This window comes from Stenotrophomonas sp. 62841_Sma (genome assembly GCF_056482945.1).
In genome coordinates this window covers 569405-589189 of the sequence record NZ_CM151224.1, presented here as the reverse complement: position 1 = coordinate 589189, position 19785 = coordinate 569405, and the positions used below count along the sequence as shown (strand labels likewise).

Sequence of the window (19785 nt, the reverse complement as noted above, 5' to 3'; positions counted from 1 at the left end):
TCAGGCCGCGGTGCCGATGCGCTGCAGACGGTAGCTGCCGTCGAGCACGCCGTTGACCCATTCCTGGTTCTCCAGGTACCAGTCAACGGTGAAGGCGATGCCCTGCTCGAAGGTGTAGGCCGGTTCCCAGCCCAGGTCGTTCTTCAGCTTCGACGCATCGATCGCATAACGGCGGTCATGGCCGGGTCGGTCGGTGACGTAGGTGATCTGGCTGCTGCGCGGCTGGCCGTCCGCGCGCGGGCGGCGCTGGTCCAGCAGTGCGCAGATCGCCTGCACCACTTCAATGTTCTGCTTTTCCGAATTGCCGCCGACGTTGTAGGTCTCGCCGACCTGGCCCTTGGCCAGCACGGTGCGGATCGCTTCGCAGTGGTCGGACACGAACAGCCAGTCACGCACCTGCTTGCCATCGCCGTACACCGGCAGCGGCTCGCCGGCCAGCGCCTTGGCGATCACCAGCGGGATCAGCTTCTCCGGGAAGTGGTACGGGCCGTAATTGTTGGAGCAGTTGGTGGTCAGCACCGGCAGCCCGTAGGTGTGGTGGAACGCACGCACCAGGTGATCCGAAGCGGCCTTCGACGCCGAGTACGGCGAATTCGGGGCATACGGGGTGGTTTCGCTGAACTTGCCGCTCTCACCCAGGGTGCCGTACACCTCATCGGTGGACACGTGCAGGAAGCGGAAGGCCGTGCCCTGTTCAGCCGGCAGCGCCTTCCAGTAGTCGCGTACCGCTTCCAGCAGGCTGAGGGTGCCCACCACGTTGGTCTGGATGAAGGCGCCCGGACCGTCAATGGAACGGTCCACATGGCTTTCGGCGGCGAAGTTCAGCACCGCATCGGGCTGGTGCTCGGCCAGCAGGCGGGTGACCAGGGTCTGGTCGCCGATATCGCCTTGGACGAACAGGTGGTTCGAGTTGCCGTCCAGGCTGGACAGGGTCTTCAGGTTACCAGCGTAGGTCAGCACGTCGAGGTTGATGATCTTGACGCCGTGCGCCACGGCCTCCAGAACGAAGTTGCCGCCGATGAATCCGGCGCCGCCAGTGACAAGCCATGTGGGCACTACCTGTTCTCCTGATCGATGTATCGAAGTTCGGCGATACGGGAACCGTCCGATTCAACCGTACAGAATACATGGAGGGCCCCTGCGAACTGTCTGTCGAGCATGAACAAGGGCTCGGCGCGACTGTTTTTCCCGCAACGCAGCAAACCATACGCATTCGCATGGTAGCCCCAAGCCAGCTAGAATCGGGATCCCACCCCCGAACCGGTTGCTGCTCCAGGACCGGACGTTCTCTCCGTTATTGAAGGACCCCGTACCAGATGAAAATCCTCGTCGCGTACAAGCGCGTGGTGGACTACAACGTCCGCATTCAGGTCAAGCCGGACGGTTCCGGCGTGGTCACCGACGGCGTCAAGCTGTCCCCCAACCCCTTCGATGAAATCGCTCTCGAAGAAGCCCTGCGCCTGCGCGACAAGGGCATCGCCAGCGAAGTCGTGGTTGCCACCATCGCCCCGGCCGACGCCCAGGCGCACCTGCGCAACGGCCTGGCCATGGGCGCCAACCGCGCCGTTCATGTGGTCACCGACCAGGCCATCCAGCCGCTGACCGCGTCGCGCACCCTGCTCAAGCTGATCGAAAAGGAACAGCCGGACCTGGTGATCCTGGGCAAGCAGGCCATCGACGACGACGCCAACCAGACCGGCCAGATGCTGGCCACGCTGTGGGGCCGCCCGCAGGCGACCTTCGCCAGCAAGCTGGACATTGCCGACGGCAAGGCGACGGTGACCCGCGAAGTCGACGCCGGCCTGGAAACGCTGGAAGTCGATCTGCCAGCGGTGGTCACCACCGACCTGCGCCTGAACGAGCCGCGCTTCATCAAGCTGCCGGACATCATGAAGGCCAAGGCCAAGCCCTTGGAGACCCTGCAGCTGGCCGACCTCGGCGTTGAAGCCGCCGATACCTTCAAGACCACCCAGTACGCCGCGCCGTCCAAGCGTAGCAAGGGTGTGATGGTCAAGGACGCGGCCGAACTGGTTGCCGCACTCAAGCAGAAGGGGTTGCTGTAATGAGCAGGATTCTCGTCATCGCCGAGCACCACGACGGCAAGCTCAACGCCGCCACCGCCAAGACCGTCAGCGCCGCCGCTGCCATCAGTGGCGCCAGCATCGACGTGGTGGTACTGGCCGCCGATCCGGCTGCCGTGGCCGCAGAGGCCGCGAAGATCACCGGCGTCGCCAAGGTCCTGACCGTGGCCAACGCCGCCAACGCGCAGGCCATCGCCCAGGTGCTGGCGCCGCAGATCGCGCAGCTGGCCAAGGGTTACACCCACGTGTTCGGCCCGTCGACCACCTTCGGCAAGGACCTGATGCCGTGCGTGGCCGCCCTGCTCGGCGTCAACCAGGTCTCCGACCTGATGAGCGTTGAAGGCAGCCACACCTTCAAGCGCCCGATCTACGCCGGCAACGCGATCATCACCGTGGAAGCCCCGGCCGACCAGATCGTGGTCGCCACCGTGCGTGCCGCCTCGTGGCCGGAAGCCGCCCAGGGCGGCAGTGCCGCCATCGAAGCAGCCAGCGTCGACGCTGCCCTGCCGACCCACACCCGCTTCGTCGGCCTGGCCGCCGGTGCCAGCGACCGCCCGGACCTGCAGAGCGCCAAGCGCGTGGTCTCCGGTGGCCGTGGCGTCGGTTCGGAAGAGAACTTCAAGGTCATCTTCCAGCTGGCCGACAAGCTCGGTGCCGCCGTCGGTGCCTCGCGTGCCGCCGTTGACGCCGGTTACGTGCCCAGCGACCTGCAGGTCGGCCAGACCGGCAAGATCATCGCACCGGAACTGTATGTGGCGGTCGGCATCAGTGGTGCGATCCAGCACCTGACCGGCATCAAGGACGCTGGCACGATTGTCGCGATCAACAAGGACGGCGACGCGCCGATCTTCGAGATTGCCGATATCGGCCTGGTGGGGGATCTGTTTGCGATCCTGCCGGAGCTGGAAAAGGCGCTCTGATCTGCTGAAAGTGATGGCCGGCCCCGACAGGGCCGGCCTTTTTCATGTAGTGCTCAACGATCGATGTAGCGACCGGCGTCTGCCGTTTCCGCACCACCCAGCAGGCGCAGCATCAACATCACGCCAAATGCGATGTAGGCTGCCGCCTCCAACGTCGCCAGCAGGGACGGATAGTTCACACCCAATGCCACGATGTGATGGACCCTTTCCGGGCTGAAAAGCACTTTGCCGAAGATGCCCGCCATGTCCCCGACCTCGCCGGTTCCCCAACCCACCAACAGGAGGATCGACGCCAGCCAGACACCCGCGGCACGCCAACGGTCCTCAGCTTCGGCCACCAGCAGCATCAGGGCCGGGAACATCAGCATGGCCATGCCGAAGGTGTGCGCATAGGCCGCCTGGAACCAGGCAGTTAATGCTGCGGTCACCAGCGCGACAACCTGCCAGGCCCCCATGCCATCGGCAACGTGCTTCACCCGGTAAGCCAGGACCAGGAACGCAATGGTCAGGAAGGCCAACGGTCGGTTGATCACCACTGCATCGCCAAACAACGGGAACCAGGTGGCCCAGCCGATCCGCTGCGACTGCGGGTTCACCCCCAGTGACAGGGCATAGGCCGGCACCCGGCCGTAGCTCCAGTAGATGGCCAGGCTGGCCACTGTCACCGCGGCCGCGATCAGCAGGATGCGCCCCTTGAGTGCCTGCCTACGGGCAGCGAATAGGGCGATGGCCAATGCAGGGAGGACCAGCATGTGCTGAGGCTTGGCGAACACCAGGCCCAGCACCACCAGGCCCAGTCCGGCGGCCAGTGTTCCCGGAGCGAGAACCCGGCGCGCGCCCGCCACCAGCAGGGCCACCGCAATCACATCGACCTGGCCCAGGACCAGCGAATAGTAGAGGCCGAAGGGATTGAACAGCAGTACGAAGAACAGCAGGCGCGGATTGCCGCGCCAGCGCTCCTTGAACAGCAACTGCAATTCCAGGCACAGCCAGATATAGGCAGCCACGATCGACAGGCTGACCAGTGCATAGGGACGCAGATTCATCCCGATCGACTGCAGGTCGCTGTGGATGCCGGCCAGGGCCTGCATCCAGATCAGGCTCAGCGGGTTGTACGGGTAGATCGTCAGCGCCCCACTGGTACCGACCAGCACGTCATGGACGTAGTAGTTCAGGCCGAACTGCAGCCCGGTGATGACGCACCCGAAGGGACCCATGTCGATGATGCCGACCTTGAGCAGGGAGAACAGCAACAGGCCCGTCACCACCAGCAGATCCACCGGCCGCAACCACGGGAAGGTGGTGCGCAGCCGAACCAGCCACCGCCCTGCAACCTGGAGGCGCCACATCAGGACCATCAGGGCCAGCACTGCACCAAGGCCCAGCCAGCGGACCACCGCCAAATCCAGCGGACCACCGTCGGCACGGAACACCCGTACCTGGTCGTCGGCATGGCTGGACAGAGGTTGCCCGTCCTGGGTCAGGACATCACCTTCCCAACCCAGGCCACGCCCCCTCAGCACTTCTTCCGGGACCGGCCGTGCACGCTGGTCGAATACCTTCTTCCCACCGTCGTCCACCAGGACGTAATAGCTCTTTCCCCAGGTACCGTGCTGGAATGCCAGCACGGCGCGGCCAGCCACCAGGCACAGGTACCCCAGCAACAGGGTCAACAGAATCCGCGCGACGACGGCCATGATTCAGCCCCCGAGGATTGCGTGCGCCACTTTGCGACCTTCACGGATCGCATAGTTGGTACCACGATCTTCCGGGTAGATCTGCGCCATCGAGCACAGGTAGAAGCCCTGTTCCGGCCCGCGCACTTCCGGGATCAGGCGACTGTAGAACTTCTCGACAACCGGCTGGGACCAGCGCGCGCGCCAGAGGTGGTGCTTGGTGATCCACTCACGGCGCAGTGCAGGGAACATCTTCTGCAGATAGGGCAACGCGAAGTCGAGGAACTGATCACGGTCCATCGAATACAGCGCATCCGTATGCGGCAGGTACTTGGACAGGTAGACGATATGGCTGCCACCATAGGTCTCGGCACGCTCGAAGTTGGTGTGCTCGATGACGCCGACGAACGGGAAGCTGGGATCGTTGACGTTCAACCAATAGGTATCAGACAGCTTGCGGTCCATCTCCAGCACCAGGCAGACATTACCGATGTACTGGATGCGCTGCAACGACTGCACATACTCCGGCGACGCCCAGCCGGAGACCATGTCGGCCACCAGCGGCAGCGCGGTGGTGGCCAGCACTTTGTCGGCATCGATCGGGCCGGCACTTGTCTGCAACTGCCAGCCGTCACCCTTGGGGGCGAAGCTGTCGACACGGGTACCGGTGATGACCTTGCCCCCCAACGCCACGATGCGAGCCGCCAACGCCTCGGCAAGGCTGGCAAAGCCACCGCGGAAATAGGCCAGGCGCTCTTCACCGCCCTTGCCACGGCTACCGCCACGCAACTTCAGCTTGTTCCAGAACCATACGGCGGAAACCGTGTCGGCGTAAGGACCGAACTTGCCCTTCAGCAGCGGCTCCCACACCACCTCATAGACCTTCTCGCCGCCCAGGCTCTTCAGCCACTGGGACGCAGTCAGGCCTTCCAGCTCCATCCAATGCTTGACCCTGCGCGCGCGCAGGGCGAGCAGGCCCAGGCGGATGCGATCGACGAACGAAAGCGGTGTGAAGTTGAGCAGGTCCCAGGGCGTGGACAGGCGGAAGAAGTTGTTGGCGTAGTACATGCCGGTATTCGTCGGATTCACTTCAACCCGATCGTTCAGACCCAGCTCGTCGATGAGCTGCATGACCTCCAGGTCGTTGGTGAACCAGTGGTGATAGAAGCAATCCAGTTTTTCCCCACCGACGTCGAATGCCGCTGCCAGGCCGGCAACGTCGGCTTCTGCCTCCAGCACCGTCACCTGCACGCCATTGCGCGCCAGTTCATAGGCCGCGGTAAGACCGGTGAATCCGCCACCGATGATGGCAACGCTCTTGTTCTTCATTTCCTATCCTCGGAAGACGGCTTGCCCCGCATCGAGCGGGTCATCAGGAACAGACCGCCGATCACTGTCGGCGGCAGCCACAACATGAAATGGACCAGCAGGGCATAGACAGTCGATTCGGCAACACCGTTGCCCATCGCCGTCATCGCCCTGACCACGAAGTAGTCGAAAGTACCCACGTAACCAGGTGTGCCGGGGAGCAGCGTGGCCAGGGTTCCCAGCGGCAAAGCCAGCCAGGCTGCGGCGGCAACCGCGAGGCTGGCCAGCGCTTTGGCGCACATGTAGAACACCAGCCCCTCACCAGTCCAGGCCAGCACCGACCACAGCATCAGGCCAGCCATGGTGCCCTTGCCGGAAAGATGGCCGAGGGTATCGACCCCCTTCAACAGCTCATCCTGCACGCGGGCTCCGATGCGGGGCGAAATGCGCGAGAGCAGGCGACCGCCCCAGGCCAGCAACGGCGAGAACGCGCCCGGGAACAACAACACCAGGGCAATCACCAGCCCTGCCGCCGCCAGCGTCCAGATCCCGACACCGCCGGCCAGCGAATCACTGACGCCACTGACCCACAACGCAATGCCAAGCAGCAGCACGACCATCAGCAGGTCCAGCAGGCGCTCGACAAACAGGGTCGCCACCACAACACCGGAGGTGACTCCGAGACGGTCATTGAACGCAAAGGCACGGAGGATGTCGCCAGCGCGCATCGGCAATACATTGTTCATGGCGAAACTGCCCATGAATGGTCCCGCGCAGTCGCGCCAGCGCAGGGCGGCATTGTCGCGCGCCAGCATCCGGCGCCAGCGCTCGATGCGTGCCGAATAGCTCAGCAGGAAGCACAGCAGGGCCAATCCCAGCCAGCCCCAGCCGACGTTGGCAAAGGCATTGCTCAGCTGCTCGTAGCTGACCTGGCGCAGCACCAGCCAGCCGAACAAGCCTGCCACCCCCACCCCGACCAGCAGTCGCAGGACCTTTCGGGCCCCGCTCATTCGCCAGCCTCCGCCTGCCTGACGACTGTGGTGCCATCCCTTGTTTCCTGCACGATGTACAATGGGCGACGCTTTACCTCACGGTAGATGCGGCCGATGTACTCGCCCAGGATGCCAACGCAGATCAGCTGCACGCCCCCCAGGAACAGCACCGCGATCATCAGTGCGGTCCAGCCCGGCACCCATTCTTGGGTAAACAGGCGCATGGCCAGCGAATAGACGATGACCAGCATCGCGAGCAACGAGCTCAGCACGCCCAGCGTCACCGAAAGCTGCAGTGGCTTGGCCGAGAAAGACAGGATTCCGTCGGTCGCGAAGCGCACCATCTTCCGCAACGGATATTTGCTTTCGCCGGCAAAGCGCTTGTCGCGGCGATAGGGCAACGCGATCTGGTTGAAACCCACCCAGCTGACCATCCCGCGAACGAAGCGATCCTGCTCCGGCATCGACTTCAGCACCTCGACGACATTGCGGCTCATCAAGCGGAAGTCACCGGTATCCAGCGGGATCGGCACATCGGACAGGCGGTTGAGCACGCGATAGAAGACCCGAGCGGTAGCCAGCTTGAACCGCGATTCACCCGGGCGGTCCGTGCGGGTTCCATAGACAACGTCGAACCCCTCTTCCCAGCGATCGACCATTTCCGCGATGACTTCCGGCGGATCCTGCAGGTCGGCGTCGATCAGGACCACTGCATCGCCGCGCGCCGCGTCGATGCCAGCGGTCACCGCCAGCTGATGGCCGAAATTGCGTGCAAAGCCCAGCATGCGAACACGACGATCACTGGCGGCATAGTGTCTCAGCAGTTCACGGGTGCGATCCCGGCTGCCATCGTCTACGAATACCAATTCAACCTTCAGTCCACGGGCCTCAAGGGTTTCTGCGGTCTCGGAGAGGCGGCGCAGTGTCTCGGCCAGCACCTCTTCCTCGTTGTAGCAAGGTACGACGATAGACAACAATCTGCCGTCCGGATTGTTAATGCTCATTGCAGGGTCCTGGGTCCACATCCTTCGGATGAACGGCACACAGCCCATTCAGGCCGTGTCGTTTTTCAGCCGGAGATGATATCCGAGCCTCTCCACCTTTGCGCTACCGCGGTCCCGGGCGACGCTGATACCATCACTTTCCCCTCTTGCGTAATCCGCCCCCCCCTTTCGCTACAGGCCATTCGCGACAGTCCATGACCCAACAGCATTGCACCGATATCGACCCACAGCGGGTCATGAGTGAAATTGAACGCATTCAGCCTTCGGTGGTCTGCTTCGACTACTTCGATACCCTGGTATCCCGGGGCATCCACCCGGAGGATGTAAAGCGGCTGTGGGCCGAGGGAATTGCCCGCGTGTTTCCCGAGGGCCCCGACGGCCCCGAGCTGTATCGTCAGCGCAACGTCCGTGAGGCCGCCCATTGCGCCATTGATCGCGGCCCCGGCCTGGACAGCGAATTCCGTGCCAGCGAGGTCTATACCGAACTCTGGGATGCCAACCCGGGCTTGCAGTCGATGCCTCGTGCCGCATTCGCCACGCTGGCGCTGGACCTGGAAGTATCGCTGGAACTGTCTACCCAGCAGTTGGACGAACAGGTCGTGGGCCTGGTCCGGGAGCTCACGGCAAAGGGAGTCGAATGCTGGCTGGTCAGCGATTTCTATCTTGAAATCGACGTATTTCAGCGATTCCTTGCCCATCATGGGCTGGATTCGGCATTCAAACGCATGTTCGTCTCATGTGATTCGTTCACAACCAAGCGCGGCAGTGGAATGTATGCCCGTGTGCTTGCGGAAACGGGCATCACCGCAGATCGCGTGGTGATGATTGGTGACAACGAGCACGCTGATTTCAACAACGCCAGGGCCGCCGGCCTGCACGCCATCCACCTGGATCGCAGCCAGCGTCATGCCCACTACCAAGTGCTGGCTGAACGTGCCGCCGACCTTGCCGGCACCCGCTCCGACATCAATCGCCTGCTAGGTGCCGGCCCCGGCGTGTTCCGTGAGCTGGCGCTCACGCTCCACCTTTTCATTGATCGCCTGCACGCCCGCCTTGTCCGCGAAGGCGCCCATGACGTGTTCTTCCTGGCCCGTGAGGGCCAGTTCCTGAAGCGCATGTTCGATCACTATCAGAACACGCGGCGGCTTCAGGGCGCAGTTCGCATCCGAAGCCATTATCTGGAAGTCTCACGCCGTGCCACGCTACTGCCCTCACTGCAGCCACTGGCCGAGGAAGCCTTTGAGACGCTGTTCCGCCAGTACCGGCGCATTTCACTCAACGATTTCCTGTCCAGCCTTGGCCTGCAGTCGATGTCTGCGGAACTGGCCACGCGTCTTGGCGTGGATGCCGATGCCATCCATGACGACCTGCCGTCCAGCGAGGTCTTCTCTCGCCTTCGTGCCGACGCGCTGTTCCAGCAGACCTATGAGCAGGAGCGCCTGGCACGCCGCTCAGCATTCCTCGCCTATCTGGACAGCTTCGGCGCCGACACCGCAGTCCAGACCCTGCACCTGGTCGATGTGGGCTGGAAGGGCACCATCCAGGACAACATTTCGGCCATCGTGATCGGGGCGGATACCGGCCTGACAGCCGTACAGGGCCACTACATCGGTCTGGTCGCCAGCGGCTCGGCTTCGGACCGGAACCGGAAGGATGGCCTGCTGTTCTCCTGCATCGGCAGCACCAGCCGCAACTTCGCCATTTTCAACGAGAATCGAGCCCTGTTCGAAGTCGTGCTCGCGGCCGACCATGGCTCCGCATTGCGCTACGGCTTCGATGCCAGCGGCCTGCCCGTGGTCAGCCACCAGGAATTCAGCGAGGAATCGCTGTTCCGCAGCAAGGTCGCACCGCTGCAAGCCCAGTTGTGGGACCTGTTCGTCGAGCTGGACCGCGTCTTCCGCCACCACAACATCCCTGCCCGCGAGCTGGAACGCCTGGCTACGCACGCGCATGCACGCATGCTGCTGCAGCCGGACCAGGCCGCAATCGAGTGGTTCGAGAACGTTTACCACGTCGAGAATTTCGGCGTGTTCAATCATTCCACCTTCGATGTCGGCGCACATCAACCTTCGTTCATCGACAAGCTTCGTTTCTACCTGTCATTGCGCCGCAATGGCGTGGACAACCTTGGCTTCTGGCCCCTGTTGACCTGCCTGCAGCGCGGCGGCCGCTGGGTTGCCTCGCGCTACGCATCAGGTCGACTGCGCGGCATTGAAGATTGATCACCGGGAAGCATGAATGAAAATTGCGTTCTTTGTCGGCTCTGCCGACATCAGCGGCGGTACTTACGTGGTGTTCCAGCATGCACTGCATGCGATCCAGGAAGGGCATGACGTCACCCTTGTCCTGCAGTACCCCTATGTCGCGAGCCAACGCAAATGGCACCCCGCGCTCGATGTCCTGCGGATCGTGCAGATCTGGGACCTGGGTGAGGAGCACTTCGACCTGGCGATCGCCACCTGGTGGCGTACCGCCACCGAACTGCACAAGATCAATGCCGACCAGTATGCCTACTTCGTGCAGTCCATCGAATCGCGCTTCTACCCGGACGCGGAACGACCTCTGCAGTCGCTGGTCGACAGCACCTACGATCTGGGGCTGCCGGTCGTCACCGAGGCGACCTGGATCCAGGAGCACCTGCAGGAACGCCACGCCAACGATGCCCGCCTGGTGCGCAATGGCATCCGCAAGGACCTCTACCGCCTGGACGGCCCGGCCCACGCGCCGCGTGGTCGCGATCTGCGCGTGTTGGTCGAAGGACCCTTCGGCGTGTTCTTCAAGAACGTCGGCCGCAGCCTGAAACTGGCCAGGACCAGCCGCGCCGATCAGACCTGGCTGCTGACGTCCAGCCAGCTGCGCTGGTACCCGGGAGTCGACCGCCTGTTCTCAAGGGTTCCGATTGACCAGGTTCCCGCGATCTATCGCTCGTGCGATGTGATCGTCAAGCTGAGCTATGTCGAGGGCATGTTCGGGCCGCCTCTGGAAATGTTCCACTGCGGCGGCACCGCGATCGTCTACAACGTCACCGGCCATGACGAGTACATCCGCAATGGCGAGAACGCCTTGGTCCTGCAGCGTGACGACGAGGCCGGCGTGGTCAACGCGCTGAATCTGCTGAAGGACTCTCCGGACGAACTCCAGCGACTGAAGCACAACGCGATTGCCACGGCCGAGGCCTGGCCCGATTGGGATACCTCGTCGACCCAGTTCGAGGCAGTGCTTCGCCAGATGCACACGGTGCCGGCGGTCGACCGCACCGAACTGCGCGAACGCAACGAGCACTTCTGGGCGCGCTATGTTGCCGACGAGAACGAGCGTCTCAAGCACATCCCGCAACACGTAAGCCTGCGCAAGCGCGTGGGCGCGCGCCTGTACCGCATCCGCGCCATCCACGACTTCCGTCAGTGGTGCCGTTACATCGGCGAGGGCTGGTTCTGAACCAGCCTGCCACCCAGGACGCTGTTCAAGCGTCCTGATAGCCTCTCGGATACTGCGTCTGCCAGCGCCAGCTGTCCTCACACATGCGCTGCAGGTCGAACTGCGCCTTCCAGCCCAGCAACTGCTCGGCCAGGCCCGTATCAGCAAAGCACTCGGCCACGTCACCTTCCCGGCGCGGCGCGAAGTCCACCGCGATGCTCTGGCCCGACGCCCGCTCGAATGCATGCACCACCTCAAGCACGCTATAGCCGCGCCCCGTTCCCAGGTTCACGGTGAAGCCCCGCGGATGCTTCTGCAGGGCATCGATGGCGCGCACATGGGCCTCGGCCAGGTCGACCACGTGCACGTAGTCGCGCACTCCCGTGCCGTCACTGGTGGGATAGTCATTGCCGAACACGTTCAATGCGGTACGACGGCCAATTGCAACCTGCGAGATGTAGGGCATCAGATTGTTCGGCGGGCCGTTGGGATCCTCACCGATCAATCCGCTCTCGTGGGCACCGACAGGGTTGAAGTAGCGCAGCAGCGCTGCCCCGAACTCCGGCATGGAGGCGGTCAGATCGCCGATCATCTGTTCCATCACCAGCTTGGTACGGCCATAGGGATTGACCGCACCAAGGCCGGCCGACTCTGTGATCGGCGAGGTGTTGCCATCGCCATAGACCGTGGCCGATGAACTGAACACGAGTTTGCCGACACCTGCGTCCTTCATGGCCCGCAGCAGGCACAGGGTGCCGGTGATGTTGTTGTCGAAGTAGGAAAGCGGATCGGCGACCGACTGGGCCACCGACTTAAGCGCGGCGAAATGGATCACCGCCTCCGCACCGCTGCTGCGCAGCAGCTCGGCGAATGCCGGCTCGCGGATGTCCATCTGATGGAACTCGGGAGTGAAGCCGATGATCTTGGCCAGCTGGTCTACCACACGTGCCGAGGAGTTGCAGAGATTGTCCACCAGGCAGACATCGTAACCCTGCTCGACAAGCTTCACGCACGTGTGCGAGCCGATGTAGCCGGTGCCGCCAGTTACCAGGATCTTCATCCTTGTTCTTCCTTATTTCTTCGTACTTGCCGCTGGGATGGACTACTTGCCGAGCTTCTGGTTGAGGCTCGCAATGATCTGGTCACGCGCCGCGATTTCGGTATCCATATGGGTCATCACCTTCCAGCGAGCCTCCAGGAGGTCGGCCTGCCCCTGCAGAGCCTCATCGCGCGCGTCGATCAAGGCAGTCATCGAACGGATCGATTCATCGCGAGCATCGATCAGGTGCCCCTGCGATTGAATCACCTCATCCCGTTCGGACACCATCTGGTCCAGCGACTGCAGGATCTGCCAACGCTGGTCCAGCAGGCGCGCCTGGGATGCGATCGAGTCGGTACGCTCGCGGATCATCCATTTCCAGCATTGCCGGCTCTGCTCGAGCAGCCGCTCCTGGGGCAGTTGCCGCGCCGGAGACGACCAGCGCAGCGCCTTGATGCTGCGCGTTGCCGAGTCCAGAAGTTCCACACCGACGATCGACGCGAACTGCTGTGGCTGCTGCGAATCACCCAGGTAAGCCTCATGCCCGCACGCAAGCATCTCGAACGCGACTTCACTGGCCATGCGCCAGCGGGCCCGGGCCTGCTCCAGCCTACCGGCCGCTGCCAGCAACTGTCCGGCCTCGTAGGCAGCATCGACAATCTTGGTACCGATGGTCGGGCTGAACGAGCGCCAGTCAACGGCAACAACCGCATCAAGCGCTTCCAGGGCCCCCTCCAGGTCACCGATACGACGCAGCAGGGAGGCGCACAGATAGCGCAGCGAGATCGACCAGCGCACGGCGTGTGGCGACGGAATGGCGCAGTCCAGGTGTTCCACCATCCGCCTGATGAGGGCGTTGACCTCCGCGGCTGCCAGCTCCTGACGCTCAAGCATCTGGTAGCCGAGCACCGCCAATGCAGCCGCCACGTCCGGGGCACCCTCGTTCGCCGGCTCCCCCAGCACGCGCCGGGCGATATCGGCGAGTACCTGCGGATTGCGTGCGCGGAACGGAAACTCCACCAGCGCACGCAGCAGCCAGGGATTTCGATAGTCGCGGGCGAATTCCAGTACTTCAGCTGGCCTGTCACTGGATCCATAGACCGATTCGCGGTAGATGAATCCTGTCGCCAGCGGATCCCGCATCACGACCAGCAACAACTCGGCATCCTTCGGCACCGTGACCGCGGACTCCAGCCCGCAGGGAGAAAATGCACGGACCGCACCGCCCCTGCCCCGGGGAATGCCACCGAGCAAGCTGAAGGCCTGTTCCAGGTACCAGCCGGGCGGGAGCAGATCCTGCAGCTCGGGCCATGGCTCCGCAGCGTTGCCTCCATCAGCCACCAGCGACAGCAGTACGCGACCTCCAGGCGAGACCCCATCCTGCAAGGAGCCCAGCAGGCCCTCCATCGTCCCGCGCGTCACCGGGTCACCAAGCGCCGCGACAAAATCGACTTCAGGCGCTGCGCCGGCCAGCGTCGGGCGAAGACGGGGCTCCACTGCGGCGTAGGCCGCTTCAAAGGCCATACGTGCGGCGGGATCGATCACGCAGTACAGCGTGTCCGCCTCGGAGCGGCGTGACAGCAGATAGCTGCCTGCTCCAGTCGCTGCCGCCAGGTCCAGCACCCGGTCACCCGGCCGTACATAACCGGCCGCCCAGTGGTACTTGTAGAGTTCAGCGTCTGCCGCGATACCCGTGCTGCAGCAGGAGTCGTGCATTGCATCGCCCGCCACCGCTGGCATCGCCTCCAGCGCCAGCAGAATCACACCATCGTCGAAGTTCAGCGACTCGAAGTTGATCAGGTCGAAGTAGCCGGGGTGCTTGCGGAAGCCCGCGTTGAAGCACTTCTGCTCCCACCAGCTGCGCCCCTGGATGACCTGCCGGCCATCGCCCTCCGTCACGACCGCCGACACCTGCACGCGCACCAGCAGCTGCCCTCGGCAGATCCGCCGCAGCTCGGAGAGCACGCGCGGCACATCCGCTTCATCCAGGTACTCGATGAGGCCGTTGGCCACGACACAATCGAAATGGCCATCAGGATAGGGCAGTGACGTTGCAGCGGCGCAGATGAAGCGATCCGGCGCACGATGCTGCGCAGCAGTGATCGCGACCTGTGATACATCGACACCATGGGCGTCCAGGCCCTGCTTGAGCAGCTCGGTGACCAGCCCGCCGCGGCCACAGCCAACATCCAGCACCCTGCCTGCACCGGCAGTGGCCAGGATGGTCTGCGCGAACGCAGCAATTGCCGGATGGTCATCCTCCACTCCGGCGCTCCAGCACCGGTCCCAACGCAGCTGGTAGACCGCTACGCTCTCGTTCTCACCCATGTCCACACACCCATCGCTAACGATCCCAATCGGCCTGCATCCTCAGGTCGATGACACCGCCAAAGAAATGCTCGTCCCTGCGCATCAGCACCTGGAAGAACGCCGCTTCATCCATCCAGTGCAGTATGCGCTGGCTGGTGTAGTCCGGCCGCTCTTCAAACGACACAGCGGCCTGGATTTCATACAGATTGACACCGAGATCACAATCGCAGGTGAACGTGACGCTGAACCTCTCCCCCGCGGCGAACTGGCGGTTCCAGAAGACCTCGCCCTCTGCCAAGCCTGCCAGGCGCTTCATGTCCTGATTCAGGGTGCCCCACGAATAGATCTTGAAGCCTTCCTTGTTTCGAATGCGGATTCCGACATTCAAATTGCTGATCGCGACACGACTCTCGCATTCGACACGAATGGTGATGCGCTGCGAGGGGTAGTACACGGATACGTTGTCACCCGCCTCGTCCAGCGTCTCCACCTTCACCACGAAGGCCTGCTGGTCGCCGAAGGACATGTTGCCCGAGCGTGCGCCCTGGGCCACCTCGTCCTCTCCGACCGGCGGCGACGAAGCCGCATCGGCCTGCGTATCGAGGGGCAGCACGGGAAGCGAGGGCTCCGCTTCCTGCTTGTGGAGGGCTGCCGACGCCGCGATCTTCTCGGTCAATGACGAGAAGTAGCGCGACTCCTCCTCATGCAGCAGTCGCCGGTAGCTCACGATCACTTCCGAAGACGTTCCCCAGCCGATCTGCCGGCCATCGCGCAACAGCAGCGCCCGATTGGTCAAGGTGCGCACCGATTCCTGATCGTGGGAAACGAACAGCAACGATACGCCGTCACTGACGAGGCGCTCGATCTGCTGGAAGCAGCGCTTCTGGAACAGCGCGTCACCCACGGCCAGGGCTTCGTCAACGATCAGGATGTCCGGCCGCAGCTGCACCTGCACGGCGAATGCCAGGCGCACCAGCATGCCGCTGGAGTATGTCTTGACGGGTTGTTCCAGGTGGTCACCGATATCGGCGAACCCGGCGATGGCATCGAACTTCTCGTCGATCTCGGCTGGTGTCAGTCCCAGCAGTGCGCCGTTGAGATAAACGTTCTCGCGCCCGGAGTACTCGTGATTGAAGCCCGACCCGAGCTCCAGCAGCGCCGCGATGCGCCCGCTGGTGCGAACTTCACCAGTGGTCGGCGACAACGTACCTGTGATGATCTGCAACAGCGTGCTCTTGCCGCTGCCGTTGCGACCAACGATGCCAACCGCCTCACCGCGCTTGACCTCGAAATCGATGTCGCGCAGCGCCCAGAACTCACGGAACTGGTCGTGGCAAAGGCCCGGCGAGACACGGTTAAGTGCCGGAACGAAGAACTGCTTGAGCCGCTGACGCGGAGTGTCATACATCTCATAGCGCTTGCTGACGCCACGGACACTGATTGCTACTTCATCAGAGGACATCGGCAAACCCCTTCCTGGTCTTCTGGAACCACCAGAAGCCGAATATGGCAACAACACCGGCGATCACCGTACCCACCAGCAGCTGGCGGAAGTCAGGATAGGTTCCAAACACGATCACCTTGCGCGCATTCTCGATGATGAAGGTCAGCGGATTGAGCATCAGCCAGCCACGGTACTTCTCGGGAAGCGCGCTGATGGGATAGAACACCGGTGACAGGAACAGCAGGATCGTCATTGCCGTACCGGTCATCTGCCCCACGTCACGGACGAACACGCCCAGTGAGGCCAGGATCCATGACAGGCCCATGGCCGCAAGGACCAGGGGCAACATCACCAACGGCAGGAACACCACCGTCCAGTGCATCTCCTGCATGAAGGCCAGCTGCGCGGCAAACAACGCCAGGAGACTGATCGCCGCGTGGAACAGCGCCGAGCCCATCGAGATCAGCGTAAGAATCTCCAATGGAAACACGACGCGCTTGACGTAGTTCACATTGCCCACGATCAGACCGGGAGCACGGTTGATGCATTCGGCCAGGAAGGTATGCATGATCAGGCCGGAGAACAGGATGATCGCGAATGCAGCCTTGCCGCCCGGGGCATCAGTGCCCCAGCGGGCGTTGAAGATCACCGAGAAGAAGAACGTATAGATGACCAGCATCAGCAGCGGATTGAAGAACGACCACGCCAGGCCGAGCAACGACCCCTTGTAACGTCCGGTCACTTCACGCCGGGTCATCTGCACGATCAGACTGCGATGGATCCAGATGCTCCGCGCCAGCTTCCTGGGCGCATTGAACAGGTTGGTACGCTCGGAAATCGAGTTCGGTGTATGGACGACAACGTCTTTCATCGATGTGTGTGCTCCCGGGCTGGCCGCTGTGTCACGCGCCCAGCGCCCGTTCCAGATCCACCTGCAGATCCCCCAACTCTTCAACACCCACGCTCAGCCTTACCAGCGCGTCGCTGATACCCAGCTGCTCGCGCCGCGCGACCGGGATCGAGGCATGCGTCATCACCGCCGGATGGTTCACCAGGCTTTCCACGCCGCCCAGCGATTCGGCAAGGGTGAACAGTTCGGTCTTCTCGCAGAAGCGCTTGGCCGCCTCGAAACCGCCCTTGAGCACGATCGAAACGATGCCGCCGTAACCGGCCATCTGCTTGCCGGCCAGCTCATGCTGCGGGTGCGACGGCAGGCCCGGGTAGATCACCTTTTCCACGGCCGGGTGCTTCTCCAGCCACTGCGCCAGGGCCAGCGCATTGGCGCAGTGTGCCTTCATGCGCAGCGGCAGGGTCTTCAGGCCACGCAGGGCCAGGAAGCTGTCGAACGGGCCCTGCACGCCACCCACCGAGTTCTGCAGGAAGGCCATCTGCTCGGCCAGTTCAGCGTTGTCGCCGACCACGACCATGCCGCCGACCATGTCCGAATGGCCGTTGAGGTACTTGGTGGCCGAATGCAGGACCAGGTCCGCACCCAGTTCCAGCGGACGCTGCAGCATCGGCGAGGCGAAGGTGTTGTCGACCACCACGATCAGGCCATGGCGCTTGGCGATGGCGGCGACCGCGGCGATGTCGACGATCTTCAGCATCGGGTTGGTCGGGGTCTCGATCCACACCATCTTCGTCTTCGGCGTGATGGAGGCCTCGAACGCGGCCAGATCGGTCAGGTCGACGAAGCTGAAATCCAGCCCGGCGGTGCGGCGACGCACGCGCTCGAACAGACGGAAGCTGCCGCCGTAGATATCGTCCATTGCCACCACATGGCTGCCGGCGTCCAGCAGCTCGATCACGGTCGAGCTGGCCGCCATGCCCGAAGCGAAGGCGAAGCCACGGGTGCCGCCTTCCAGCGACGCCACGCAACGCTCATAGGCGAAGCGGGTCGGGTTGTGGGTGCGCGAGTACTCGAAGCCCTGATGCTCGCCCGGGCTGGACTGGGCGTAGGTCGAGGTGGCGTAGATCGGCGGCATCACCGCGCCGGTGCTGGGGTCGGGCGACTGGCCACCGTGGATGGCCAGGGTAGCCAGGGCCAGGGCGCGATCCTGGGAAGTTGCGTTGGACATGTTCTTTCCTGAGGGGCGCCGACGCACGGCGCCATCGAAGGTGCGGAAGTCTACCAGCGCGGCCTTAACGACCTTTGACGCGGATAAACCAGGATTCAGCAGTGAACGTCGGCGATCAGCGGCTTACTGCACGCGACGGCGCAGATAGTTCAGCAGATCGATACGGGTGATCAGGCCCAGGAAAGTGTCGCCGTCCATCACGATCGCCACCTGGCCGCGGTCGAACACCGGCAGCAGCGCCTCGATCGGGGACTTCACGTCCAGCCGGTCCAGCTTGCTGACCATCGCGGTGGCGACGGTGTCGCGGAAGCGTGCCTCATCGCCATACACGTGCAGCAGCACGTCGCTTTCGTCGACGATGCCGACCAGCTGCTCGCCGTCCATCACCGGCAGCTGCGATACGTCGTACAGCTTCATGCGCTGGTAGGCGGTGGTCAGCAGGTCGTTCGGACCGATCACCACGGTGTCGCGCTGGCCGTACGGGCGCAGGATCAGGTCGCGCAGGTCGCCGTGCTGCGGGCGCTGCAGGAAACCGTTGTCCAGCATCCAGTAGTCGTTGTACATCTTCGACAGGTACTTGTTGCCGGTATCCGGCACCAGCACCAGCACCTTCTTCGGCGTGGTCTGCTCCTTGCAGTACTTCAGGCCGGCGGCCAGCAGGGTGCCGGTGGACGAACCACCCAGGATGCCTTCCTTGCCCAGCAGTTCGCGTGCGGTGTGGAAGCTCTCGGCATCGCTGATGGCATAAGCCTTCTTGACGCGGCTGAAATCGGAGATCGACGGCAGGAAGTCCTCGCCGATGCCTTCCACCAGCCAGCTGCCCGACTTGTCGTTCAGATTGCCGTCGTTGATGTACTCGGCCAGGATCGAGCCGACCGGATCGGCCAGCACCAGCTCGGTCTTCGGCGACAGCTTGGCGAAGGCACGCGACAGGCCGGTCATGGTGCCGGAACTGCCACAGCCGAACACGATGGCGTCGAGGTCACCGCCCATCTGTTCGAGGATTTCCGGGCCAGTACCGAATTCATGCGCGGCCGGGTTGTCCGGGTTGCCGAACTGGTTGATGAAGTAGGCGCCCGGGGTCTGCTCGGCGATGGTCTTGGCCAGGTCCTGGTAGTACTCCGGATGGCCCTTGGCCACGTCAGAGCGGGTCAGGCGCACTTCGGCGCCCATCGCCTTCAGATTGAAGATCTTTTCCCGGCTCATCTTGTCGGGAACGACCAGAATGAGCTTATAGCCCTTCTGCTGGGCCACCAGTGCCAGGCCCAGGCCGGTGTTGCCAGCCGTGCCCTCGACCAGGGTGGCACCGGGCTTCAGGTCGCCGCGCTTTTCCGCCGCCTCGATCATCGACAGGCCGATGCGATCCTTGATCGATCCGCCCGGGTTGGCGCTCTCCAGCTTCAGGTAGAGCTCGCAGACGCCGGTGTCCAGGCGCTGGGCCTTGACGATCGGGGTCTGGCCGATGAGTTCGAGGACGGAAGAATGGATGGGCATTCGGAGGACTTTCGGTTCGCGC

15 protein-coding genes are annotated in these 19785 nt (G+C 63.3%); 4 read left to right on the top strand and 11 right to left on the bottom strand.

Annotated features, from left to right (window positions below):
• A complete protein-coding gene (rfbB, locus tag ACZK5G_RS02675) occupies positions 1 to 1056 on the bottom strand; it encodes a dTDP-glucose 4,6-dehydratase (RefSeq protein ID WP_478465245.1) in 1056 nt (351 codons plus the stop codon).
• Between the two features lie 260 nt (positions 1057 to 1316).
• Here rfbB and ACZK5G_RS02670 point away from each other — a divergent pair, with 260 nt between their 5' ends.
• Both ACZK5G_RS02670 and ACZK5G_RS02665 read left to right on the top strand, forming a co-directional pair.
• The gene (locus tag ACZK5G_RS02670; protein WP_478465244.1) at positions 1317 to 2063 is read left to right on the top strand and encodes an electron transfer flavoprotein subunit beta/FixA family protein; all 747 of its coding nucleotides are present in this window, start codon (positions 1317 to 1319) and stop codon (positions 2061 to 2063) included.
• Positions 2063 to 3001, top strand: coding sequence for an electron transfer flavoprotein subunit alpha/FixB family protein (locus tag ACZK5G_RS02665; RefSeq protein WP_014035895.1), 939 nt, complete (start codon positions 2063 to 2065; stop codon positions 2999 to 3001). Before ACZK5G_RS02670 ends, ACZK5G_RS02665 begins: the two co-directional genes overlap by 1 nt.
• Before the next feature lie 53 nt (positions 3002 to 3054).
• Here ACZK5G_RS02665 and ACZK5G_RS02660 read toward each other — a convergent pair whose 3' ends face one another.
• The 4 genes from ACZK5G_RS02660 to ACZK5G_RS02645 are packed head-to-tail and all read right to left on the bottom strand — an operon-like array spanning position 3055 to position 7981.
• Positions 3055 to 4698, bottom strand: coding sequence for a hypothetical protein (locus ACZK5G_RS02660; RefSeq protein ID WP_164080566.1), 1644 nt, complete (start codon positions 4696 to 4698; stop codon positions 3055 to 3057).
• Positions 4699 to 4701: 3 nt separating this feature from the next.
• Positions 4702 to 6006, bottom strand: a complete 1305-nt coding sequence (locus tag ACZK5G_RS02655) for an NAD(P)/FAD-dependent oxidoreductase (RefSeq protein ID WP_097048406.1) — start codon at positions 6004 to 6006, stop codon at positions 4702 to 4704.
• Positions 6003 to 6995: a lysylphosphatidylglycerol synthase transmembrane domain-containing protein gene (locus ACZK5G_RS02650; RefSeq protein ID WP_478465242.1), complete on the bottom strand. Its 993-nt coding sequence runs from the start codon at positions 6993 to 6995 to the stop codon at positions 6003 to 6005. Before ACZK5G_RS02650 ends, ACZK5G_RS02655 begins: the two co-directional genes overlap by 4 nt.
• Entirely contained in the window at positions 6992 to 7981 is a 990-nt protein-coding gene (locus ACZK5G_RS02645) for a glycosyltransferase family 2 protein (protein ID WP_097048408.1), read from the bottom strand. Before ACZK5G_RS02645 ends, ACZK5G_RS02650 begins: the two co-directional genes overlap by 4 nt.
• 236 nt (positions 7982 to 8217) lie before the next feature.
• On the opposite strand from ACZK5G_RS02645, the gene ACZK5G_RS02640 reads away from it, so the two are divergent.
• Both ACZK5G_RS02640 and ACZK5G_RS02635 read left to right on the top strand, forming a co-directional pair.
• Complete coding sequence (locus ACZK5G_RS02640; RefSeq protein WP_164080564.1) at positions 8218 to 10203, top strand: HAD family hydrolase; 1986 nt, start codon at positions 8218 to 8220, stop codon at positions 10201 to 10203.
• A gap of 16 nt (positions 10204 to 10219) precedes the next feature.
• Positions 10220 to 11419, top strand: a complete 1200-nt coding sequence (locus tag ACZK5G_RS02635; RefSeq protein ID WP_197616408.1) for a glycosyltransferase — start codon at positions 10220 to 10222, stop codon at positions 11417 to 11419.
• A gap of 25 nt (positions 11420 to 11444) precedes the next feature.
• Here ACZK5G_RS02635 and galE read toward each other — a convergent pair whose 3' ends face one another.
• The 6 genes from galE to ACZK5G_RS02605 all read right to left on the bottom strand — a co-directional run bounded on the left by galE (position 11445) and on the right by ACZK5G_RS02605 (position 19763).
• The gene (galE, locus tag ACZK5G_RS02630; protein WP_097048411.1) at positions 11445 to 12458 is read right to left on the bottom strand and encodes a UDP-glucose 4-epimerase GalE; all 1014 of its coding nucleotides are present in this window, start codon (positions 12456 to 12458) and stop codon (positions 11445 to 11447) included.
• A gap of 42 nt (positions 12459 to 12500) precedes the next feature.
• Positions 12501 to 14765 (bottom strand): class I SAM-dependent methyltransferase, encoded by a 2265-nt coding sequence (locus ACZK5G_RS02625; RefSeq protein ID WP_164080561.1) that lies wholly within the window; start codon positions 14763 to 14765, stop codon positions 12501 to 12503.
• A gap of 16 nt (positions 14766 to 14781) precedes the next feature.
• Positions 14782 to 16209, bottom strand: a complete 1428-nt coding sequence (locus tag ACZK5G_RS02620; RefSeq protein ID WP_197616405.1) for an ATP-binding cassette domain-containing protein — start codon at positions 16207 to 16209, stop codon at positions 14782 to 14784.
• The gene (locus ACZK5G_RS02615) at positions 16199 to 17062 is read right to left on the bottom strand and encodes an ABC transporter permease (protein ID WP_106550208.1); all 864 of its coding nucleotides are present in this window, start codon (positions 17060 to 17062) and stop codon (positions 16199 to 16201) included. The genes ACZK5G_RS02620 and ACZK5G_RS02615 overlap by 11 nt, the downstream gene beginning before the upstream one ends.
• Before the next feature lie 31 nt (positions 17063 to 17093).
• Positions 17094 to 18269, bottom strand: coding sequence for a cystathionine gamma-synthase (locus ACZK5G_RS02610; RefSeq protein WP_197616403.1), 1176 nt, complete (start codon positions 18267 to 18269; stop codon positions 17094 to 17096).
• A 123-nt stretch (positions 18270 to 18392) separates the two neighbouring features.
• The gene (locus tag ACZK5G_RS02605) at positions 18393 to 19763 is read right to left on the bottom strand and encodes a pyridoxal-phosphate dependent enzyme (RefSeq protein ID WP_032127973.1); all 1371 of its coding nucleotides are present in this window, start codon (positions 19761 to 19763) and stop codon (positions 18393 to 18395) included.
• Positions 19764 to 19785: the final 22 nt, after the last annotated feature.